The sequence below is a fragment of the Pedobacter sp. KBW06 genome (genome assembly GCF_003852525.1).
Taxonomy (GTDB): domain Bacteria; phylum Bacteroidota; class Bacteroidia; order Sphingobacteriales; family Sphingobacteriaceae; genus Pedobacter.
In genome coordinates this window covers 840,391-861,313 of record NZ_QAJL01000003.1, presented here as the reverse complement: position 1 = coordinate 861,313, position 20,923 = coordinate 840,391, and the positions used below count along the sequence as shown (strand labels likewise).

Here is a 20,923-nt window from a genome sequence, read left to right as displayed (position 1 = left end):
ACACATTATTTTGAAGGCACAGGTTCATCTTGTTAAAATTATATCTTTCCTCTTGTTCACCGGCATTGGTGCTGCTTCCGCACAGGATTACTTTAGGGTAATCGGCGGGATTCCACACCTTCCGGCGGTAGATCCTGCAACGGTTTCTGCAGCCTTACCGGGAATGATGATTTATAGCCTTTCGGATAAGCAACCGCTGATTTATAATGGAGTTTCCTGGGAAACGCTTTGCAGCAGTGACATCAATACCGATGTTGTTAAAGATTACCTGGAAGTAAAAACGGGAATCCCATATTTGTCGTCTTTAGGTACAGCACCTGCGGGAAATGTTCCCGGCGGAGGTGTTTATTATTCGAAGTCGGAAAAGACCCTCATGGTTTATGATGGAAACAGATGGACTCCCGTTGCGCAGTTGAACGCAAAAGCCAGTTTTAAAACGAATGACAATTTCTCTACCCATAGCGAATTAAAAATCTCCAGATTGCCCGTTCTTCCGGCCAATCCGATTCCTTTGGGCTTGTCGGCAGGCGCAATTTATATCAACAGTGTTTCCAATGCCATCCGTTATTATGATGGCATAAAATGGATTGAACTGAGTTGCCTGCCCCTCATCGCTACCATTGCTCCAAATCAGATCAACAATACTTCCGCAAGGTCGGGGGTAGACATTCGGGCAAATGGCGGATCAGCAGTGACCGTTCAGGGGATTTGCTGGAGCACCAGCAGAAATCCGGACACGAGTCTGACTACAAAAACTAAAAACCTGGTCTCTGGTAAAGACACCGGGATCTTTCCGGGCATCCTATCGGGACTACAGGCAAGTACCGTTTACCATGTTCGTGCTTATGCCCTTAACAGTTCCGGGATCGTTTACGGAGAAGAGCTGACTTTCAAGACGGCTGTTGCAGCAATTCCTTCGATCATTACCATAGATATCAGTCATTTTACGCCCATCAGTGCCAACAGTGGCGGAATCATCAATGATGATGGCGGAGCACCAATTACGGCCCGTGGCATCATCTGGAGTGCTACAGGCGATCCGATGACTGACCCCGCGGCAGTGACTTCCTCTGATGGTTCTGGAGTGGGCTCCTTTCCAAGTAAGCTGACCGACCTGTTGAGGAATACCAAATATTATGTCCGTGCCTATGCCGTCAATGTAGGCGGAACGGGTTACGGAAACCTTCTGGAGTTTACCACACCAAGTGCAACAGCACCAGTATTGAGTTCCCCAAACATCCGGATTACAGACATTACAGAAGTCTCGGCACTGAGCGAAGTGACCATCATCAACAATGGTGGAGAAGTGGTTACAGAACGGGGAATGAGCTGGAGCACAGACCGGATAAATATTACCTACGGGCCTTCTTCTACCGTTAACCCTACCGACATCGGTAAGTTTAGCTGCAACATCAGTGGCCTGATTCCCGGAACGCTGTATTATGTAAGGGCCTATGCGAAAAACAGCATCGGCACGAGCTTTAGCAGCGAGTCCAGCTTTATCACAACTTCCTTACCTACATTATCGACCGTTAAGCCCTTCAATTACGATGCGGCAAGTCATGAGAATGGCTATTTTGAAGGCTATAACGGAACGGTTGCCTACAGCGGAGGAGACATTACCAGTAATGGGGTTTCCCCGGTAACCACAAAAGGAATTTGCTGGACGACCTCTGCAGCTGAGCCACCCACTACCGCTTTAATAACAAAAACAGCACATCCCGTAATTGGAAGCGGAACGGGACTTTTTTATAGTTACCTGACTTCCCTGAGCCCGGGCACCACTTATTATGTCCGTGCCTATGCCATTAATAGCCTGGGTACTGCCTATGGTGATACCTATCATTTTACCACGCCCGAAAAACCAAAGGTAAGCAGCAAACCGGGAACGCTGATCAGCAGTTCAACGGTAAGTACCGGAGGGGAAATCACTACAGATGGAAGAATGCCGGTCCATAGCAGAGGGGTGTGCTGGAGTACCAATAACAACCCTTCTCTGGACGGTGATTTTACCAGCAATGGAAACGGGAGCGGGAACTTTATCAGCAACATTAAAGGGCTGATGGGGAAAACAACTTATTTCATCAGGGCCTATGCGACCAATAATGTTGGAACGAGTTATGGCGAGGTGCTGGAGTTTGAAACTGCTCCTCCGGTAAAACCAGTGGTAACCACTACTAAAATTGGTGCGACCGCCGGGGCGAGTACCATCGGTGGTGGGGAGGTGAAAGAAAACGGGGGAGCCCTGGTTAGCTTAAAAGGATTGGTCTGGAGCCTGGTGCCTAATTTTACACCTGATCTTTCCAGTGCAGATAAAACGGAACTGGCAGGGGGGGATGGTTCCTTTAGCAGTACCATTACCGGACTGGCACCCAATAAAACTTATTATGTAAGGGCTTATGCAGTTAATAGCGCAGGCACTTCTTTTGGCACGGAAGAATCCTTTCGATCTTATACTATTCCTTCCCTGATTACTACTCAGGTGAGCAACATTACCAGTACCAATGGCGTTGGTGGAGGCGATATCTTTAACGATGGCGGTGATCCGGTAAAGACAAGCGGCATTGTCTGGAGCACATCGGTTAATCCTACTACAGATCTGGCTACAAAAACCACCAGTGGCACAGGGATCGGGAATTTTATCCATCAGCTGAAGGAACTGATGGGCAATACTACTTATTATGTTCGTGCTTATGCCAGCAATGCGGCTGGAACAGCCTACGGAAATGAAGTCAGCTTTAAAACCGGCCCGGCGGTTCCACCTGCGATTAGCACTTTGGAAGCCAGTCAGGTTTCAGGCAACAGCGCCATGAGCGGAGGGCGCCTGATCAGCAATGGTGGTGCTTTAATCACCTCAAATGGAATGGTCTGGAATATCCTTTCCGGCTTCCAGCCTGATAGGGAAACAAAAAACAGGACTTTGCAAAATGATCCTGAGTCCTTTACTACTGAAATAACAGGACTAACACCCGGAACCATTTATTACGCCAGGGCTTATGCAGGAAATCCGGCTGGTTTGGTATATGGTAATGAAATTGCTTTTAAAACAGCTACCCTCGCTACCATCACTACGCTTAAACCGATTGCTGCATCCATCACCAGTACCTCAGCCACCAGTGGCGGGAGTATCCTGAATAACGGAGGATCTTACATCAGAAACAATGGCATTTGCTGGAGCACCAGAGAAAATCCAACATTGGAGGATGAAAAGGTCATTTCCGGTTCCGGAACAGGAAGCTTTACTGCGGAGTTAAGCGATTTACTGGGTGCTACTACTTATTATGTACGCGCTTTTGCCACCAATTTCGCCGGAGTAGCCTATGGAAATCAGGAAGTCCTGTTCACCAAACCAGCGGTACCGGCAACGGTCATCACAACCAAATTGAATGGCATTACCGGGAAATCAGCAGAAGCAGGAGGAAATATCACCAGTAATGGTGGAGGTCTGGTAACCACAAGAGGGGTACTCTGGAGCGTTTATCCTGATTTTAATCCGGATACAGTGGTCAACAATAAAACCGCAGAGACAGGCTATGTGAAAGGCGCTTTTACCAGCCAGATCAGAAAACTGAGTCCGGGTACTACCTATTATGTACGTGCCTATGCGGTTACTGCTGCAGGAATCGCTTATGGTGAGCTGGTAAATTTTACAACCCCGAGAATGCCTGAAGTCAATACGAACCCGCCGAAGTTAGTTGGCAATACCTCGGTCGTAATGGGAGGAACTGTACTTAATTCAGAGGGCTCAAATGTGACTGCAAGAGGAGTATTCTGGAGCACCAGAGAAAACTTTATTCCGGATACCTTATCCGCAGACCGAACTTATAATGGTGGCGGACTGGGAAGTTTTGACAGCAAGCTGCAAGACCTGAAACCGGATACTAAATATTTTGTAAGGGCATATGCGATCAGCATTGCCGGCATCTCTTATGGAGAACAGGTGAGCTTTACAACGTTTCCGCCAACAGTACCGGTGTTAACTACGGTTAAGGCAGTTTCCATCAGCGGAACAGGGGCGGTAAGCGGTGGAGATATAGCCGATGAAGGTGGCGTAGTTGCAGATACCCGCGGCGTGGTCTGGAGCACGCAGCCGAATTTTGATCCCCTTACTACGGGCAGCCGCAAAACCATACAGACGGGTTCCGGCAAAGGCGTTTTTAACAGCAACATTACGGGGTTAAGCCTTGGAACTACTTATTATGTCCGGGCTTATGCATCCAACAGGGTAGGTACTGCTTATGGCGATGAGCTGAGCTTTACCACGCATCGCCTCCCTTCGCTCAGCACCATTGACATTTCGGCAAATGCCGCGAATCAGGCAAAAAGCGGAGGAACAATCAGTTTTGATGGTGGAACACCGATCATTGCCCAGGGCGTTTGCTGGAGCCTGAATCCTCATCCAACCGTCGGTTTGACCACAAAGACGATTGACGCAGGCAGAGGTGTGTTTACGAGTTTGATGAGTAGCTTAAAGCCGGTAACGACCTATTATGTGCGGGCTTATGCGATCAATAGCATTGGCGTTGCCTATGGAAATGAAATTAGTTTTGTCACTGCAGCTGTGCTTCCGGTGCTGACTACCACTGATCCCGCAATTACTTCCAATACAACGGTCAGCAGTGGTGGAACCATCAGTTTTGATGGTGGTGCTGCGGTAACCGCACGCGGAATTGTATGGAGTGAAGACAAGAATTTTAAGCCGGAAACGGTGATCACAAACAGGACTACAGACGGACAGGGAATAGGTAGTTTCATCAGTGAAATGAGCGGCCTGGTAAAGAGCGTCAGCTATTATGTACGTGCCTATGCGACGAATAGTGTAGGTACCGCCTATGGAGCTCAGTTCCATGTGTCCATATTTGCCACCTCGCCGTTGCTGAATACGAACGTGGTTACTGCGATTACCGGAACAACGGCTACCAGTGGGGGAGAGATCACCAGTGATGGAGGTGCAGTGGTCTTTAAACGTGGAATCTGCTGGGGTACGGAACAAAATCCGACGATTGCATTGCCTGGAAAAACCAGCAATGAAGATTTAGGAAACGGCACTTTTGTGGGTCAAATGACGGGATTATTACCCAATACCCTCTATTATGTGAGGGCTTATGCCATCAACGGGATTGGAGTGGCTTATGGCCTGGAAGAATCCTTCCTGACCCTTGCAGTACCGACCCTGACAGCCACTACTCCGGTAACCAATATCAGGGCAACAACGGCAACAAGTGGAGGGACGATTACCGACGATGGACGTACTCCAATCCTGAGCCGTGGTATTGTATGGAGTTTGTACAGCAACCCGACTACTGCGCTTTCCACTAAAACAACAGACAATATCAGTCAGGGGATCGGCACGTTTACAGCCGAACTTACCGGACTGGAACCGAATAAAACCTATTATGTAAGGGCTTATGCCGTAAACAGCGTAGGGACCAATTATGGCAGCGAGACCACCCTCAAAACAAATGTGGTGATGTTACCGAGCCTGAGCACAAATGCGATTACAGATGCAGATGGCTTATCTGCAAAAAGTGGCGGAAACATTAGCGATGATGGTGGAATGCCGGTAACTGCAAGAGGATTGGTTTGGAATACCAGTCCGGCGCCAACCATTGCTTTGCCTACAAAAATTGTAAACGGCAAAGGTGGAACAGGACTGTTCGAAGATTATTTCTCAGGCTTAATTCCCGGAACAACCTATTATGTCCGGGCTTATGCAACGAATAGCCTGGGCACTGCCTATGGTAATGAAATTACTTTCGTTACCCCGGCAGTACTTCCAAGACTGAGCAACGTGGCCATTTCCAATATCAATAGAAACAATGCAGAAGGTACGGCAAGCCTTTTAATCGATGGTGGTGCCGTGATCACAGATCTTGGACTGATATGGAATACCATTGATGTCATTCCAACACCGGCTACTGCAGACAATAGTTTGTCTGTCGGGGCTTCGGGAACTTCGATTACCGGAACAATTACCCGATTGTTGCCAGCTACAAAATACTATGTATGGGCTTACGGAACCAATTTGGTTGGTACCGGGTACAGCAGTAAATCTACTTCTTTCAATACGCCCGATCTGGCCACAGTGATTACCACTAAACCCAGCTTAATTGCACAAAGTACGGCACGTTCCGGAGGGCAGATCTCTACTGATGGCGGCAATCCGGTAACGGCAAAAGGTGTTTGCTGGAGCATAACCGAAAACCCGGTGATCGGGATTGGTAATTTCACAAATGACGGCACAGGCAATGCGGCTTTTATTAGTTCCATGACTGCCCTGCAAAAAGGAACCCTGTATTATGTCAGGGCATATGCAACCAATGGAATGGGAACTGCTTATGGAAACCAGGAAAGTTTTACCACACTGGATGTTCCTGCATTGAGCACCAATGCCGTTACGGAAATTACGAGTACTTCAGGTTTAAGCGGTGGAGAAATCACTGCCGATGGTGGGGCAGACGTAACGGTAAAAGGAGTCGTATGGGATACCAAAGAGTTGCCAACTATCGCGTTGACCACCAAAACCAGTATTGCTGGAAAATTACCGAACCCATTTACCAGTAAGATGAGCCCATTGGCCATCGCGACAAAATATTATATCCGTGCCTATGCGACCAATAGTGTTGGTACTGCTTATGGAAATCAGCAGGTAATGAATACCAGTGCAGTACTTCCGGTAGTGACGATTGCAAAGTTGTCGAATATGACCACAAGTAGCGCGGTGTCTACAGCAGAAGTAACTTCTGACGGGGGAGCTATGGTGACCGCAAGAGGTTTTGTCTGGAATACCACAGGAAATCCAACCATCGGAGATGGACAGCTGATTACCGAAGGAACAGGAATGGGGATTTTTAACCATACCATTTCCGGGCTTACAGAAGGTCCTGTTTATTACATCAGAGCCTATGCCACCAATGGAGTAGGAACAGTTTATAGCTCGGAGATTACCAGTTTTAAAATCTGTCCAAGTACTTTTACGATCAACCACTATGCCGGATATAATGGTGCTGCGGTGACTAAAAGGATTACCTATAATGTAGTCAGCTCTAATGTTTCCGGTGAAGCCAGGTGTTGGATTACCCAAAATCTGGGGGCCGACCAACAGGCAACGGCCTGGAATGACGCTACCGAAGCTTCGGCTGGCTGGTACTGGCAGTTTAACAGGTTGCAGGGATATAAATTAGAAGGAGCGGTGCGTACTCCGGGAACTACCTGGAATACGGTCATCACGGAAAATGAAAACTGGTCAGCAGAAAATGACCCTTGTAATCAATTGCTTGGCGGAGGATGGAGAATCCCAACTTCAACAGAATGGGCAAAGGCCGCGGGGGCACCGCAAAGCTGGGGCTCACCAACGGGAGCTTATGCTTCGGACTTAAAACTTCATTCCGCAGGAAACCTGACCGGTTCAGGCGCATTAACGGCCAGGGGCAGTGGTCATGGTTATTGGACCGCAACTACGCATGGCTCAAACAGTGGATGGGGATGGTATTTGTTCAATGGAGGTTCAGTTCAGTATGCCGCTAAATTTACGGCTTATCCGGTTCGCTGCCTTAGCAAGGAAACGTTGAAAAGAGCGCCTTCGGTAAGCAATGTTGCTGTTGTTCCGCCTGCGTCCATCAATACAACAAGCACGGAAGTTGCTGCTTTCGTTACCATGGACGGTGGGGCTCCGGTTACCGCCAGAGGTTTTGTCTGGAATACCACAGGTAATCCAACGCTTTCAGACCAGGTTTTGAGCATGGGTTCAGGGCTTGGTGATTTCAACGGTGTTTTAACCGGACTCTCAGAAGGAGCAACCTATTACGTCCGTGCTTTTGCCAGCAATTCGGAGGGAACGAATTATAGTGTTGCTGTTTACAGTTTTAGAGTTTGTGTTCCGGTAACCGTAGTGCATAAAGCTGGTGTTAAAGGTTCACCGGTAGATAAAACGGTGACCTATCAGACTGCTTCCGCCAATTTTACAGGAGCAATGAAATGCTGGATTACTCAAAATCTGGGTGCCGACCAACAGGCAACTGCTGCGAATGATGCAACAGAAGCTTCGGCAGGATGGAACTGGCAGTTTAACAGACTGCAAGGCTATAAACATGATGGGGTGACACGTACGCCAATGGCCGGCTGGCAGGCAGATATCTATGAGAATTCGGATTGGATACCGGCAAATGATCCATGTACACAACTTCTCGGAACCGGATGGAGAATCCCTACCGCAACAGAATGGAGGAAGACTATCGGTCCTCCCCAGAGCTGGACTGGCCCGGGTGATATTTATAATTCTGTGCTGAAGATGCATGCTGCAGGTCATTATACCAGTGCGGCATTAAACGGCAGGGGAAGTTCTCATGGTTACTGGACGAGCAGTCAGAATCCGAACATTTCATGGGGATGGTATTTGGTTAATGGGAACAATGTGGCTTATGCAGCTAAACTCAGTGCCTATAGTATCCGTTGCCTTAAAGATTAAACCAGAGATCAATGAAAAAGACTAGAACAATAGAAATAAAAAAATAGAATTTAAAGATGATCAGTAAGCCATTTAAAAATATAGTTTTTACCAATGCCATTTTGGGACTGATGACTTTCGGGGTCCAGGCCCAGGACCTGACGCTGAAAATACACCTCTCCGGAGTTGCTAAAAGTAAGATCAGTCTGCTTTCGCTGGCTGGAGCTTCGATTAAAACGGTAGTAGAAAAGGGGGGAGTAAACAACGGAGAAACTGCGGTGCTGAACATTCCAAAAGATCAGTTGCCGGGAGAATTTGTGCTCAGATTCGACTACCAGGAGAAGGCGGACAGCAACCCTTATCCTTCGGAAAAGCAGATTTTTGTAAACAGCCAGAACCTGGAACTTTGGGCACGCCCGAAAGCCCTGAATCATCCTGATAGCACTTACTTTCAAAAAGGCGAAATAGAAAATACGGTGTTCCTGAGTTTTGCCACTGACAACGCAAAAAAGAGACAGCCATTGGGTCTGCTGCAGAATTTCATGATGAACTATGATCAGCCGGAATCTAAGTTCTTTTTATTGGGAGCAGAGGAATATGAAAGCAGACGAATCGGTTATAATAAATGGATCGAAACACAAATTCTGAAATACAAAAATACTTTTGTGGGCAGCAGTTTTGTGTTTCAGAACATCGCCCCGATCCTGTGGAAGGGAACAGAGACCGATCGCATGAACAGTGTGATTGCACACTATTTCGATGGAATGGACTTTAAAAATCCTATGGTCATCAGGACAACGGAAATGAAGGAATGGATGAACAAATACGTCAATATTTATGGTGCAATGTCTACCACCATAGCCCTTCGGGATTCCTTGTTTACCCTTGCCGGAAAACGCGCTATTGAAAAAGCACGTAACGGTCATCCTTTAGTGTATGGCTGGATGGTCGATTATTTCTATAACGGATTTGAGAGTTTCAACATGGCTGCCGGGATAAAGATGCTGGAACCTTACCTGAATGATCCGCTTTGTATGACGGGCAAAAGAAAAGCGATTGAACAAAGACTGAAAGGAATGGAAACTTTGGTAACCGGTGCTGTTGCACCTGATTTTAACTGGAAACTGGGTTCCGGAAAGACCGTTGCTTTTCATGATTTTAAGACCGAAGCGAAGTATAAACTCGTGCTGTTCTGGTCTGCCGACTGTCAGCATTGTAAAGAGCTGATGGAAAAATTACACCCATGGTATCAGGAAGCTTCGAGGGTAGAAATGATGGATGTTTTTGCCATTAGTCTGGATGAAACTGAAACCGAAATTCCGGCCTGGGAAAAGGCAAAGTTAAAGCTTCCTGCATTCAAACATAAAAGGGCAGATCAGGGAATCCGGAGCCCGGAAGCAGCGGCTTATTTTGTGCTTTCTACGCCGACAATGGTCTTGGTAGATGCAAAAACAAACAAGATTATGGCCATGCCGGAGACAGTTGAACAGCTGGAATCAGCCATGAAATAAGTCAGTTTAAAAAGATAAAATATTAAAAAACAGCAGAAATGAAAAAGATAATTGCCTCCCTTTCCCTCGGCCTCCTCTTATTTGGCGCAACGGAGCTGCAAGCGCAGTTAAGGATCAATTCAGAAGGCCTTTTTATTCAAGGTGGAACGGTTTTCAGCACCGATGGTTTGACACTCGTTCCTGCAAACAACTGGGTGTTGAATAACCTGAGCGTAAACAAACAGCAAACAGTGGTTATTTTCCCTAAGTTCAACAGCATTCAGCGAATGTACCGGTTCAGCAGGCCGGCAGTGTTTCAGGGAGAGCTGGCCATGAGCTATGAGGACATCGAGCTGAATGGAAATGAAGCGAAGAACCTATTGCTTGCCTATTCAAAAATGACGAGCAGCACGGCCAAAGATTTCATGCTGGTAAAAGAAAGCGTGGTGAACCCGGAACAGCTGTTTATCGGTCAGCTGTTTCCCAATGCCATTACTTTTGCAGACCTGACCGCAGTGAGTTTGGAGTCTTCGGTGATTACTCCTTATGTAGACCTGGTGGCGAACAATATGATTACGCCCAACGGGGATGGGGTAAACGATACCTGGGTGGTTAAAAATATAAAACTCTATCCCAATAACGAACTGAAGATTTTCGACAGGGAAGGAAGGGTGGTCTTCAGCATGTTTGGATATGACAACTCCTGGGATGGGATGTTTAACGGAAATCCATTAAAGGAAGACACCTATTATTACATCCTGACCATCGATTCCGGAAAATCCAGAAAAACCGGATTCATCTCCATCGTAAAAGACAAATAATTAGCTAAAAGAATTGATAATGACAAAATTAACAGGGCACAAAGTTTTGCTTACCGCCTTTCTGACCATCAGCCTGCTTACCATCACCATTTCCTTAAAGGCACAGATCAGGCCAATGGGAAACCAGTACTACGAAAACCAATACCTCAGCAATCCGGCATTTGCGGGAATCAACCAGGGTCTGAACATCAATATCGGCTACCGCAATCAATGGAGGTCCATTCCGGGCTCTCCGGTAACGATGGTGGCGACTGCTGATTACCAGTATGATAAAGTAGGGGTAGGGCTATCTGTCTATAATGATAAGGCTGGTCTGATTGGCCGGACGCGTGTAATGGGAACTTATGCCTATCACCTGCCATTGAATGGCGACAGCAGGAACCTGCATTTCGGGATTTCCCTGGGGGTGATGAAAGAACGCCTGGATATGCAGAACATTATCGCTACCCCTGATGACATGCCGGCAGAGCGCTTTAACCAGCGCAAGGCTTTTGTAGATGGAGATTTCGGGATTGCCTATACCGATCAGCGGTTTACCCTGCAGGCGGCATTGCCCAACTTAAAGAAATTCCTGCAAAAGGACGATCAGAATTCCGTAGATGGATCTACTTACTTTATGGCGGTTTCCTATAAAATAGGAACGGCACTGGATGTGGTGTCCATAGAACCAAAGATCAGTTTCAGGGGGGCCAAAGACATCGATAACATCTGGGATCTGGGGACCAATCTGAAACTGGAAAATAACATTCTTTCCTTTATGGGCATGTACCATAGCGACAAGAGCAGCACTTTTGGCATCGGCCTCAGCTATGATAAGTTTCTGATTCAAGGCCTTTATACGAGTCAGCTTGCAGGAGAGCGCCAGCGGACAGGAGCTGATTTTGAGCTTAATTTAAAGATCAATCTGTTCAACAAACAGAAATAAGAATGTCTTGATAAATTAACAATAGCCAACCGCTTACCGTATTGAAAAGTTTCCTTTATTCCGCGTTTTTATGTTTACTGTTTATCGGAAATTCTGCTTCCGGACAACGTCATTTTAGTGTTTTAAATGGAATTCCGACTTTGGCGGTTCTGGATCAGACGAGCATCCCGCAACCTAAAACGGGGATGCTCATTTACAGTACGGTTCAGGAAAAACCACTGATCTATACCGGGATGGCCTGGGAAAGCTTGTGTACGAATACTATCGGCACGGTGACTGCAGAAGATTATTTCATGGTAAAAGAGGGGATTTCCTATTTGCCGGTACTGAGCAGTCATCCTGAACAGGCAAGGGAACAAGGGGTCATTTATTACTCTTCCACCAATAAATCGGCCATGATATATGATGGGCTGGGTTGGGCTAAAATTCAGGACCTTCAAAAGAGTAATTTTTCAGAAAATAAAGGCTTCGCGGCAGGGAAAGACCTGAAAGCGTTCAAACTTCCGGTGCTGGGCAATGACCCGGCAGCAGCTACGGTAAGTAAAGGGGCGTTTTATATCAATTCGGTATCGCGTTTGATCCGTTATTATGACGGAAACGCCTGGCAGAATTTAAGGTGTGCGGCAGAAGTGCTTACACTGGCCGTAACAGACATTAAGGGGACTAAGGCTGTTGGAAACGGAAATGCCATTAGCAATGCGGGGTCAGATTTTAGTGTTGTTGGTCTTTGCTGGAGCACAAATGCCAACCCGGATATTTCACTGAGCACAAAAACAAGTACGGCATTAACAGGTAGCGGTCTGGGGGTTTTTACCGGAACGATGAAGGACCTGATGCCAAATACGATCTATCATGTCCGGGCATATGCAACGAATAGCCAGGGAACCGTTTATGGGGAAGACCTGATTTTTAAAACTGTTTTTGATCTGGCAACGATCATTACCCTTCCGATAACTGACATTTCCAGCATCACTGCGTTTAGCGGCGGAGACATTACGAATGATGGGGGAAGTCCGGTTTCTGCACGTGGAATCCGCTGGAGCGTAAAAGGAGATCCGCTGGATGATAAGGATGCGGTGATTACGAATGATGGTTATGGCGTAGGCCTCTTCCCAAGTTCAATTGTAGGACTGCTTGGAAATACCACCTATTATGTCAGGGCCTATGCGGTGAATACCCAGGGAATTGCTTATGGTAATTTACTGCAGTTCACCACGCCTCCGGCAGTACCTCCCTTGTTGAGTTCGGCTACAGTCAGCGTGACCGATGTGACCAATAACTCGGCAAAAGGAAGCGTAAATATCCTGAATAACGGAGGTGCGGTTGTTACCAGCAAGGGGTTTGCATGGAGTACCGACCGCATCAGCTGGATTCATGGAACATCAGCTACGGTAAACCCAACTGATATTGGGGTCTTTATCGCGAATCTGACGAATCTTATACCGGGAACAACTTATTATGCCAAAGGCTATGCAACCAATAGTGCCGGAACTTCCTATACCAGTGAAACGAGTTTTATTACCAATTCATTAGCGAGAATTACGACAGAAAAAGTGAATTCGATTACCGGAATCACTGCGTTCAGCGGCGGGCTGATCATTCATAACGGAGGTTCATCGATCAGCCTGCGTGGGATTTGCTGGAGTAAAGAGGCGCTTCCGACAATGGATCTTCCGACAAAAAATGAGCAGGTCATGTCAGGAGAGGGAATTGGCTATTTTACGCTCCCAATGGAGGGCCTTGTTCCGGGAACAACCTATTATGTACGTTCTTATGCGGTAAATGATGTGGGTGTATCTTACGGAAACCAGGAAGTTTTCAGTACCGCAGATTATCCGGTAGTACGGACCTTATCTGCAGGTTCTTTCTTTAACAACACTGCAAAAGCAGGAGGTCAGGTGCTTCAGGATGGAGGGGCACAAGTGGTAGCCCGTGGCATTTGCTGGGGCACTGAACCAAATCCTGCCATTGGAAATGGCTCGGTTAGTACCAATGGAAATGGCACAGGAATTTTTAGTACGGTGCTTAGTGGCTTGCTACCGAATACAGTCTATCACATGAGGGCTTATGCGACCAATATAGTCGGCACTGTTTATGGCGAGGATAAGACCTTTAGCCTGATTCCTGAGCTCCCTTTGGTGAGCACACAAGCAGTTACAGCAATCACCAATATGACGGCAACGGGTGGTGGTATGGTTTCCTCCAACGGCATCGCAGACATTACTGCCAGAGGAATCCATTGGAGCATCACCGGAGATCCGGCAGATGATCCTGCGGCAGGAATGACCATTGATGGTGCTGCTACAGGAACGTTCCAGAGTTTCATAAAAAACTTAATGGGAAATACCACCTATTATGTCCGCGCTTATGCGACAAACAGGTTTGGAACTGCTTATGGTGATTTGCTGGAATTCCATACCTCAGCACCTCAGCCTCCTGTGCTGGCTTCTTCTTCACTTGCTGTTTACAATATTACCGATACCCAGGTTACCGGAGATGTCACGATGCTCAACAACGGAGGGGCAAAAATCCTTTCCAAAGGAATTGCTTATAGCAGCGACAGGATCAATTACCTGAATGCAGAATCGTCTACTGTAAATCCAAATGACATTGGGAACTTCAGAACACAGCTGAGCGGTTTAACACCGGGAACAGTATACTATGCAAAAGGATACGCAACGAACAGCGAAGGCACCGCTTATACCGTGGAAAAGAGCTTCATCACCCCGTTAAACATCAGTCTGATGACGCTTCCGGTTACCCTCGTGACCAATAGTACTGCTGAGAGCGGTGGCGCAATCCTTGTTTCGGGAAGCGCCGGCATTACCCATCGTGGTCTGTGCTGGAGCACGAGTCCAAATCCGACTACCTCAGATTTCTTAACCAGTAGCGGAACTGCTTCGGAAAATTTTGTAATCAGAATGACCGGATTAACGGGAAGTACAAAATACTATGTCCGTGCTTATGCAGGCAATAATTCGGTTACTGTTTATGGAAATACAGAAACATTTGTCACCGCGCCTCCGGGACTGGCAACGGTAAGTACCGTGTCGATAGATCAGATTGGTGGCGTAACGGCTATGGCTAACGGAGAGCTCTCTGACGAAGGAGGAAGTCCGGTAAGTTCAAGAGGGATCTGCTGGAGTACCAGTGCCGATCCAACGATTACAGACGGCGCTAAGGAAAGCGGTTCCGGAAAAGGAACTTTCTCTACATTCATGACTGGCTTAAGCCCACTTACCAAATACCATGTCCGTGCTTATGCGGCAAATGAGATCGGGGTGGCTTATGGAAATGAACTGATCTTTACGACGGCTACTACAGCCACGCTGACGACTTTACCTGCAACAGCAATTACAGCAAATACCGCAAACAGCGGCGGGAACATCAGCAGTGATGGTGGTACCGCAGTAAGCGCGAGCGGGATTTGCTGGAGTACCGCCGGTTTACCGACGATCGAAGATCCACATACCAGCAGCGGACCTGGAATCGGAAACTTTATTCATGGATTAAAAGACTTATTTGGAAGTACAAAATATTATATCCGCGCCTATGCAACCAATAGCGCAGGGACTGTTTATGGACAGGTCGAGTCATTTGTAACGGCACCGCCGGTATTGGCAAAACTGAATACCACTCCTGCCAGAAGTGGACTGAAAGGAATCACCGGAATCAGCGGCGGGACGATTCTGCACAATGGGGGAGCAGCAATTACGGATCGTGGTTTGGTCTGGAGTACGAGCAGCGGTTTTGACCCTGAAGCGGCGGCCACGCGAAGGATAACAGAATTTGGAAACCAGAGTTTTGCCATGACGATGGAAGACCTTTTACCAGGAATGACCTATTATGTAAGGGCTTTTGCAACCAATAGCGCGGGCATTTCTTATGCTCCGAATGAAGAACGTTTTACGACTTTCAATCTGCCTTTAGTGAGCACCACCGCCATTCCGCAGGGAACGGTGACGAGTACAGAAGCGCTTGCCGGTGGAAACATTTCTGACAATGGGGGAACTGAAGTTGTAGCCAGTGGCCTTTGCTGGAATACCACGGGAAATCCGGTCCTGACAAATGACCATACTTCAAATGCAATTGGAATGGGCAGCTTTGCAAATAAAATCGGCGAATTGCTGGGAAGCACGAAATATTATGTCCGCGCTTATGCGACAAATGCTGTGGGAACTGCTTACGGGGAAACCGAAAGCTTTACCACACTTCCTCCGGTTCTGGCAACAGTAATCACAGAGGCAGCAGAAGCGACTTCTACCACAACTGCCAAAAGCGGGGGTAAGATTTTAACCCATGGTGGTGCGGTTGTGACTACAAGAGGGGTATATTGGAGCATCCAGCCTGATTTTAACCCGGATACCATTACGCTGAATAAAACGGCAGAAACAGGTTATTTTACGGGAAGCTTTACTGCACAGTTAAAGGGCTTAAAACAGCATACTACTTATTATGTACGTGCTTATGTGGTCAATAGTGCCGGTATCGCCTATGGCAATACGGTAAGTTTCATTACTCCTCAGCTTCCGGTATTGACCACCGTATTTGCCCGCCCAACAGGAAGCACTTCCGGTCTTAGTGGTGGTGATATTTCTGATGAAGGCGGTTCGAATGTCTATACCCGGGGTGTGGTATGGAGCGAAGTGCCGGTCTTCAATCCGGATACGGTTACCGTCAACAGAACGAGCAATGGCAGCAGGGCAGGTGTTTATTCAAGCACGCTTAAAAATTTAAAAGCCAATACCACCTATTATGTTCAGGCCTATGCCACCAATGTGGCCGGAACGAGTTATGGAAACCTGCTGAGCTTTATCACTGATCCTCCGGTGCTGGCTACTTTAAGCACCAGAGCGGTTACCGGAATCGGCGGAACTACGGCCTGGTCGGGAGGAGATATCTCCGATAATGGCGGTGCAGTGGTTACGACAAGGGGATTGGTATGGAGTACACAGTCGGGATTCAGACCGGATACTTTAGCCGGAAATAAAACCTTGCTGCCGGGAACGGGTAATGGAGGTTTTAGCAGCAATATGACCAGTCTGCAACCGGGTACCAATTATTATGTGAGGGCCTATGCCCTGAACAGTGTGGGTATAGCCTATGGAAATGAACAGTCCTTTACGACCTTTATTATTCCGACAGTAACCACCGCTGCAGTGGCTGTTTCTTCCGCAGGGATTACGGCAACAGGCGGGGGAACCGTACTGAGTAACGGAGGTACACCGGTAACCAATCAGGGAGTGGTATGGAGCACCAGGCCAAACCCTGCATTAGGAACACCTCAGCAGACAAGCCATGATAGTGGAACAGAAAACAGCTTTAGAAGTTCCATCACAAAGCTGGAACCGGTAACTTTATATTATGTACGGGCTTATGCAACCAATAATCAGGGAACAGCATATGGGGATGAACGGACTTTTACTACACCTGCGATCCTGCCTACACTGACCACAACTTATATTACTCCTTCTTCAAAATCTTCTGCGACTACAGGTGGAAACATCAGTAAAGATGGAGGCGCCGCAATCACTTCAAGGGGGGTGGTATGGAGTCTGGACCGTAATTTTAATCCGGATGCCGAAACTCAGAAGAGAACAAGCAACGGTACGGGAACAGGGATTTTTACCAGCGAAGTGACCGGCTTAAATTTAAGCATGGCTTATTATGTACGTGCTTATGCCAGCAATAGCGCAGGAACGGCTTACGGAAACCAGGTTACCGTAACTTTGTTCCCGACAGCACCGATATTGACAACTACTGAAGTCACTGATCTGACCGGATACAGTGCCAAAAGCGGTGGGGCCATCACCAGTGATGGAGGGGCAGACATTACCCTTAAAGGTTTATGCTGGAGTACCAAAACCAATCCGACAATTAATGACAGCAGAACAAATAGTGGTTTAGGTTTAGATCCATTTACAGGGCTGATGACTGGTCTGTCTCCAAATACTTTGTACTATGTAAGGGCTTATGCTCAAAATAAAATAGGAGTAGCTTATGGTTTGGAACACAGCTTCCTGACCAATGCCTATCCGACATTGACCGTGACGGCAATGGCAACTGATGTTAAAGCAACCAGTGCGATCAGTGGGGGCGATATTACCGATGATGGAAGAACACCGATCCTCAGCAGAGGGGTAACCTGGAATACCACAGGTAATCCAACCATTGCGCTGAGTACCAAAACTGTAGACAATACCACCACGGGCATCGGTAAATTTGTGGCGCAACTCAAAGGATTGACGGATAAAACGACCTATTATGTACGGGCGTATGCTACAAATGCGGTAGGGACTACTTATGGTAGTGAAGTGGCCTTTAGCAGCCTGGAAGTGATGTTGCCAACAATCCTTACCAATGCGGTAAGCGGGATCAGCAGCGTCGCTGCCGTCGCTGGCGGGGACATTACTGACGATGGCGGCATGCCGGTAACCGCGCGCGGAGTTTGCTGGAGCCTGAATCCGAACCCGGTGATCCTTGCCGGATCATATCTGCAGCATGCTGCAGGTGGCATCGGTAATTTTTCTATTCCTTTGTCAGGATTAACACCGGGAACCAAATATTATGTCCGTGCTTATGCGACCAATCTGAAAGGAACAATTTATGGTAATGAACTGAGTTTTGTGACCCTTGCCGCACTTCCTACGGTGAGTATGGTAACGCTGAGCAAGCCGACAATGACAGGTACGGACGGATCGGCAAGCGTAACGAAAAACGGTGGGGATGAAGTTACTGACCGTGGATTCTATTGGAGTAAGCTGGCTAAAACACCGGTATTGCCTTTACATCCGGACAGTTTGATTTCGGTAGGAACAACAGCGCCCTTTAGCATGAGCATCAATAGCCTGACAGAGGGTACAAGGTATTATTTCTGGGCTTATGCAGTGAATGTTGCAGGCACAGGGTTTAGTCCGGCACCTGCCAGCTTTACCACACCGACCCTGCCAACCGTGACGACAAATAAACCCACCTCCATTCTGAGCAATTCTGCGGTTTCCGGTGGTTTTGTAGGCAGTGATGGAGGAATGCCGGTTACAGCAAGAGGACTTTGCTGGAGCACAGAAACGAATCCGACAACCGCAGTGACAACAAAATCTGTGGATGGTGCCGGGCTTTCCGGTTTCGTGACCAATATCAAGGACCTGGTTAGCGGTACAAAATATTACATCCGCGCATATGCAACAAATAGCCTGGGAACCAGTTATGGTAACCTGGATAGCCTGACTACATTGGATCTTCCAAAGTTGACAACTACTCCGGCAACGGAGATCCTGGTTGCTTCGGCGATAACCGGTGGAGAGATCAGCAGCGATGGAGGTTCGTCCGTGACCTCCCGTGGAATTTGCTGGAGCACCCTGAAAGATCCAACCATTTTACTGGGTACGAAAACCAGTGATGGACAGGGTAAAGGTAGTTTTGTAAGTAAAATGACAGGACTGCTCATCGCTACTAAATATTATTTCAGGGCATATGCTACAAATAGTGTGGGTACTGCTTATGGGGCATTGGACAGCTTAAATACACCAGCAATACCACCTTCAGTAAGCAATGTTAAAATTTCCAATATGACGGATGTTGCAGCCGATGGGTCGGCAGAAGTGACCTCCGATGGAAAAGCAGAAGTGACAGAACGCGGTCTGGTCTGGAGTACCAAAAATCCTGTCCCAACCATCAATGATCAAAAGCTCAAAGATACACAGGCGGGAACAGGTATTTTTACACTATCCTTGAAGGAACTGACTGAGGGACCAACTTATTATGTCCGCGCTTATGCAACGAATAGTGCCGGCACAGGATATAGCGCAGAGGTAAAAAGTTTCAAGATTTGTCTTCCGTTTACAATCATTCATAAAGCGGGACTAAATGGTGCTCCGCTGGATAAAACGATTACCTATAAAACGGTGGCTACCAATATCTCAGGAGCTGCACGTTGCTGGATTGCTCAGAATCTGGGGGCAGATCAGCAAGCTGCATCTGTTTCCGATGCGACTACTGCATCAGCAGGCTGGTACTTTCAGTTTAACCGGTCGCAAGGCTATGAGTTTGATAACAATACACGTATTCCGGCTGCCAATGCCTGGACACCATGGAAAACAGATATTTCTGAAATTTCAGATTGGACCCCGGCAAACGATCCATGTAACCTGCTTTTAGGTGGGGGATGGAGGATTCCAACAAGCACGGAATGGACAATGGCAGATGGAGCTCCTCAAAACTGGGGAAAAGATGCAGATGCCTATAACTCTGAACTGAAATTGCACAATGCAGGATTTTTGGGACAGTCGAATGGCTTATTGACGGAGGCCCGTGGGAAATCCGGCGCTTACTGGAGCAGTAATCAGTATGTTGCAAGTGGTTATAATTTCGCAAATGCCCTTATCATGGCAGGTTCAACCAGTTCCGTATTGAGTGGGGCTTATGGCAATACTTATAAAGCAAACGGAATGCCATTGCGCTGTATTCGTGATACCATTGTACTGACCAAACCCATGCTTAGTAACGTGAGCATTCCTGTCTCAGAGATGAAGGAAAGTTCTGCAGAAGGATCGGCAACGGTTATTTCTGATGGAGGAACAGCTGTAACCGCAAGAGGGCTGGTGTGGAGCAGCACAAATGCACTACCAACAATTAATGACCAGATGTCGGTCGAAGGGCAGGGAACAGGCAGTTTTAAAAGTATACTTGGCAGTTTATCTGAAGGGCCAACTTATTATGTGCGTGCTTACGCGACTAACAAAGGTGGAACTGGTTACAGTGCAGAAGTCGCCAGCTTTAAAATCTGTAATCCGTTTACAGTCACACATGCGGCCGGATTGAACGGAGCGCCTGTGAGTAAGACCATTACTTATGGGACGGTAAGCAGTAATATTTCAGGAGCTCCACGTTGCTGGATCACACAAAATCTTGGTGCTGACCGTCAGGCAACAGCAGCTAATGATGCCGGCGAAGCGGCTTCAGGCTGGTACTGGCAGTTTAACAGGGCTCAGGGCTATCAGCACGATGGAACCACACGTACGCCATCCAATGCCTGGACACCATGGATATCTACCATTAGCGAAAGCAGCCATTGGGTGCCTGCCAAAGACCCTTGCGTATTGTTACTGGGTTCAGGATGGAGATTGCCTACGGGACTGGAATGGACGGCAGCAGATGCGCCTCCTCAGAATTGGAATACACAGACCGAAACCTACAATTCCGCATTGAAATTACATGGTGCTGGGTACATTACCAATGCCGC

General features: G+C 47.5%; 5 protein-coding genes. All 5 read left to right on the top strand.

The window, feature by feature from the left end:
* Window positions 1–52 precede the first annotated feature (52 nt).
* Window positions 53–8,467, top strand: a complete 8,415-nt coding sequence (locus DBR43_RS18355; protein ID WP_124583422.1) for a hypothetical protein — start codon at window positions 53–55, stop codon at window positions 8,465–8,467.
* Between the two features lie 56 nt (window positions 8,468–8,523).
* Window positions 8,524–9,957: a redoxin domain-containing protein gene (locus DBR43_RS18350; protein WP_124583420.1), complete on the top strand. Its 1,434-nt coding sequence runs from the start codon at window positions 8,524–8,526 to the stop codon at window positions 9,955–9,957.
* Window positions 9,958–9,995: 38 nt separating this feature from the next.
* Window positions 9,996–10,757, top strand: coding sequence for a gliding motility-associated C-terminal domain-containing protein (locus tag DBR43_RS18345; RefSeq protein ID WP_124583418.1), 762 nt, complete (start codon window positions 9,996–9,998; stop codon window positions 10,755–10,757).
* Between the two features lie 19 nt (window positions 10,758–10,776).
* Window positions 10,777–11,682, top strand: a complete 906-nt coding sequence (locus DBR43_RS18340) for a PorP/SprF family type IX secretion system membrane protein (RefSeq protein WP_124583416.1) — start codon at window positions 10,777–10,779, stop codon at window positions 11,680–11,682.
* A gap of 41 nt (window positions 11,683–11,723) precedes the next feature.
* Window positions 11,724–20,923, top strand: a 9,200-nt coding sequence (locus DBR43_RS18335) for a hypothetical protein (protein WP_158622544.1), incomplete at its 3' end; no start/stop codon positions are given.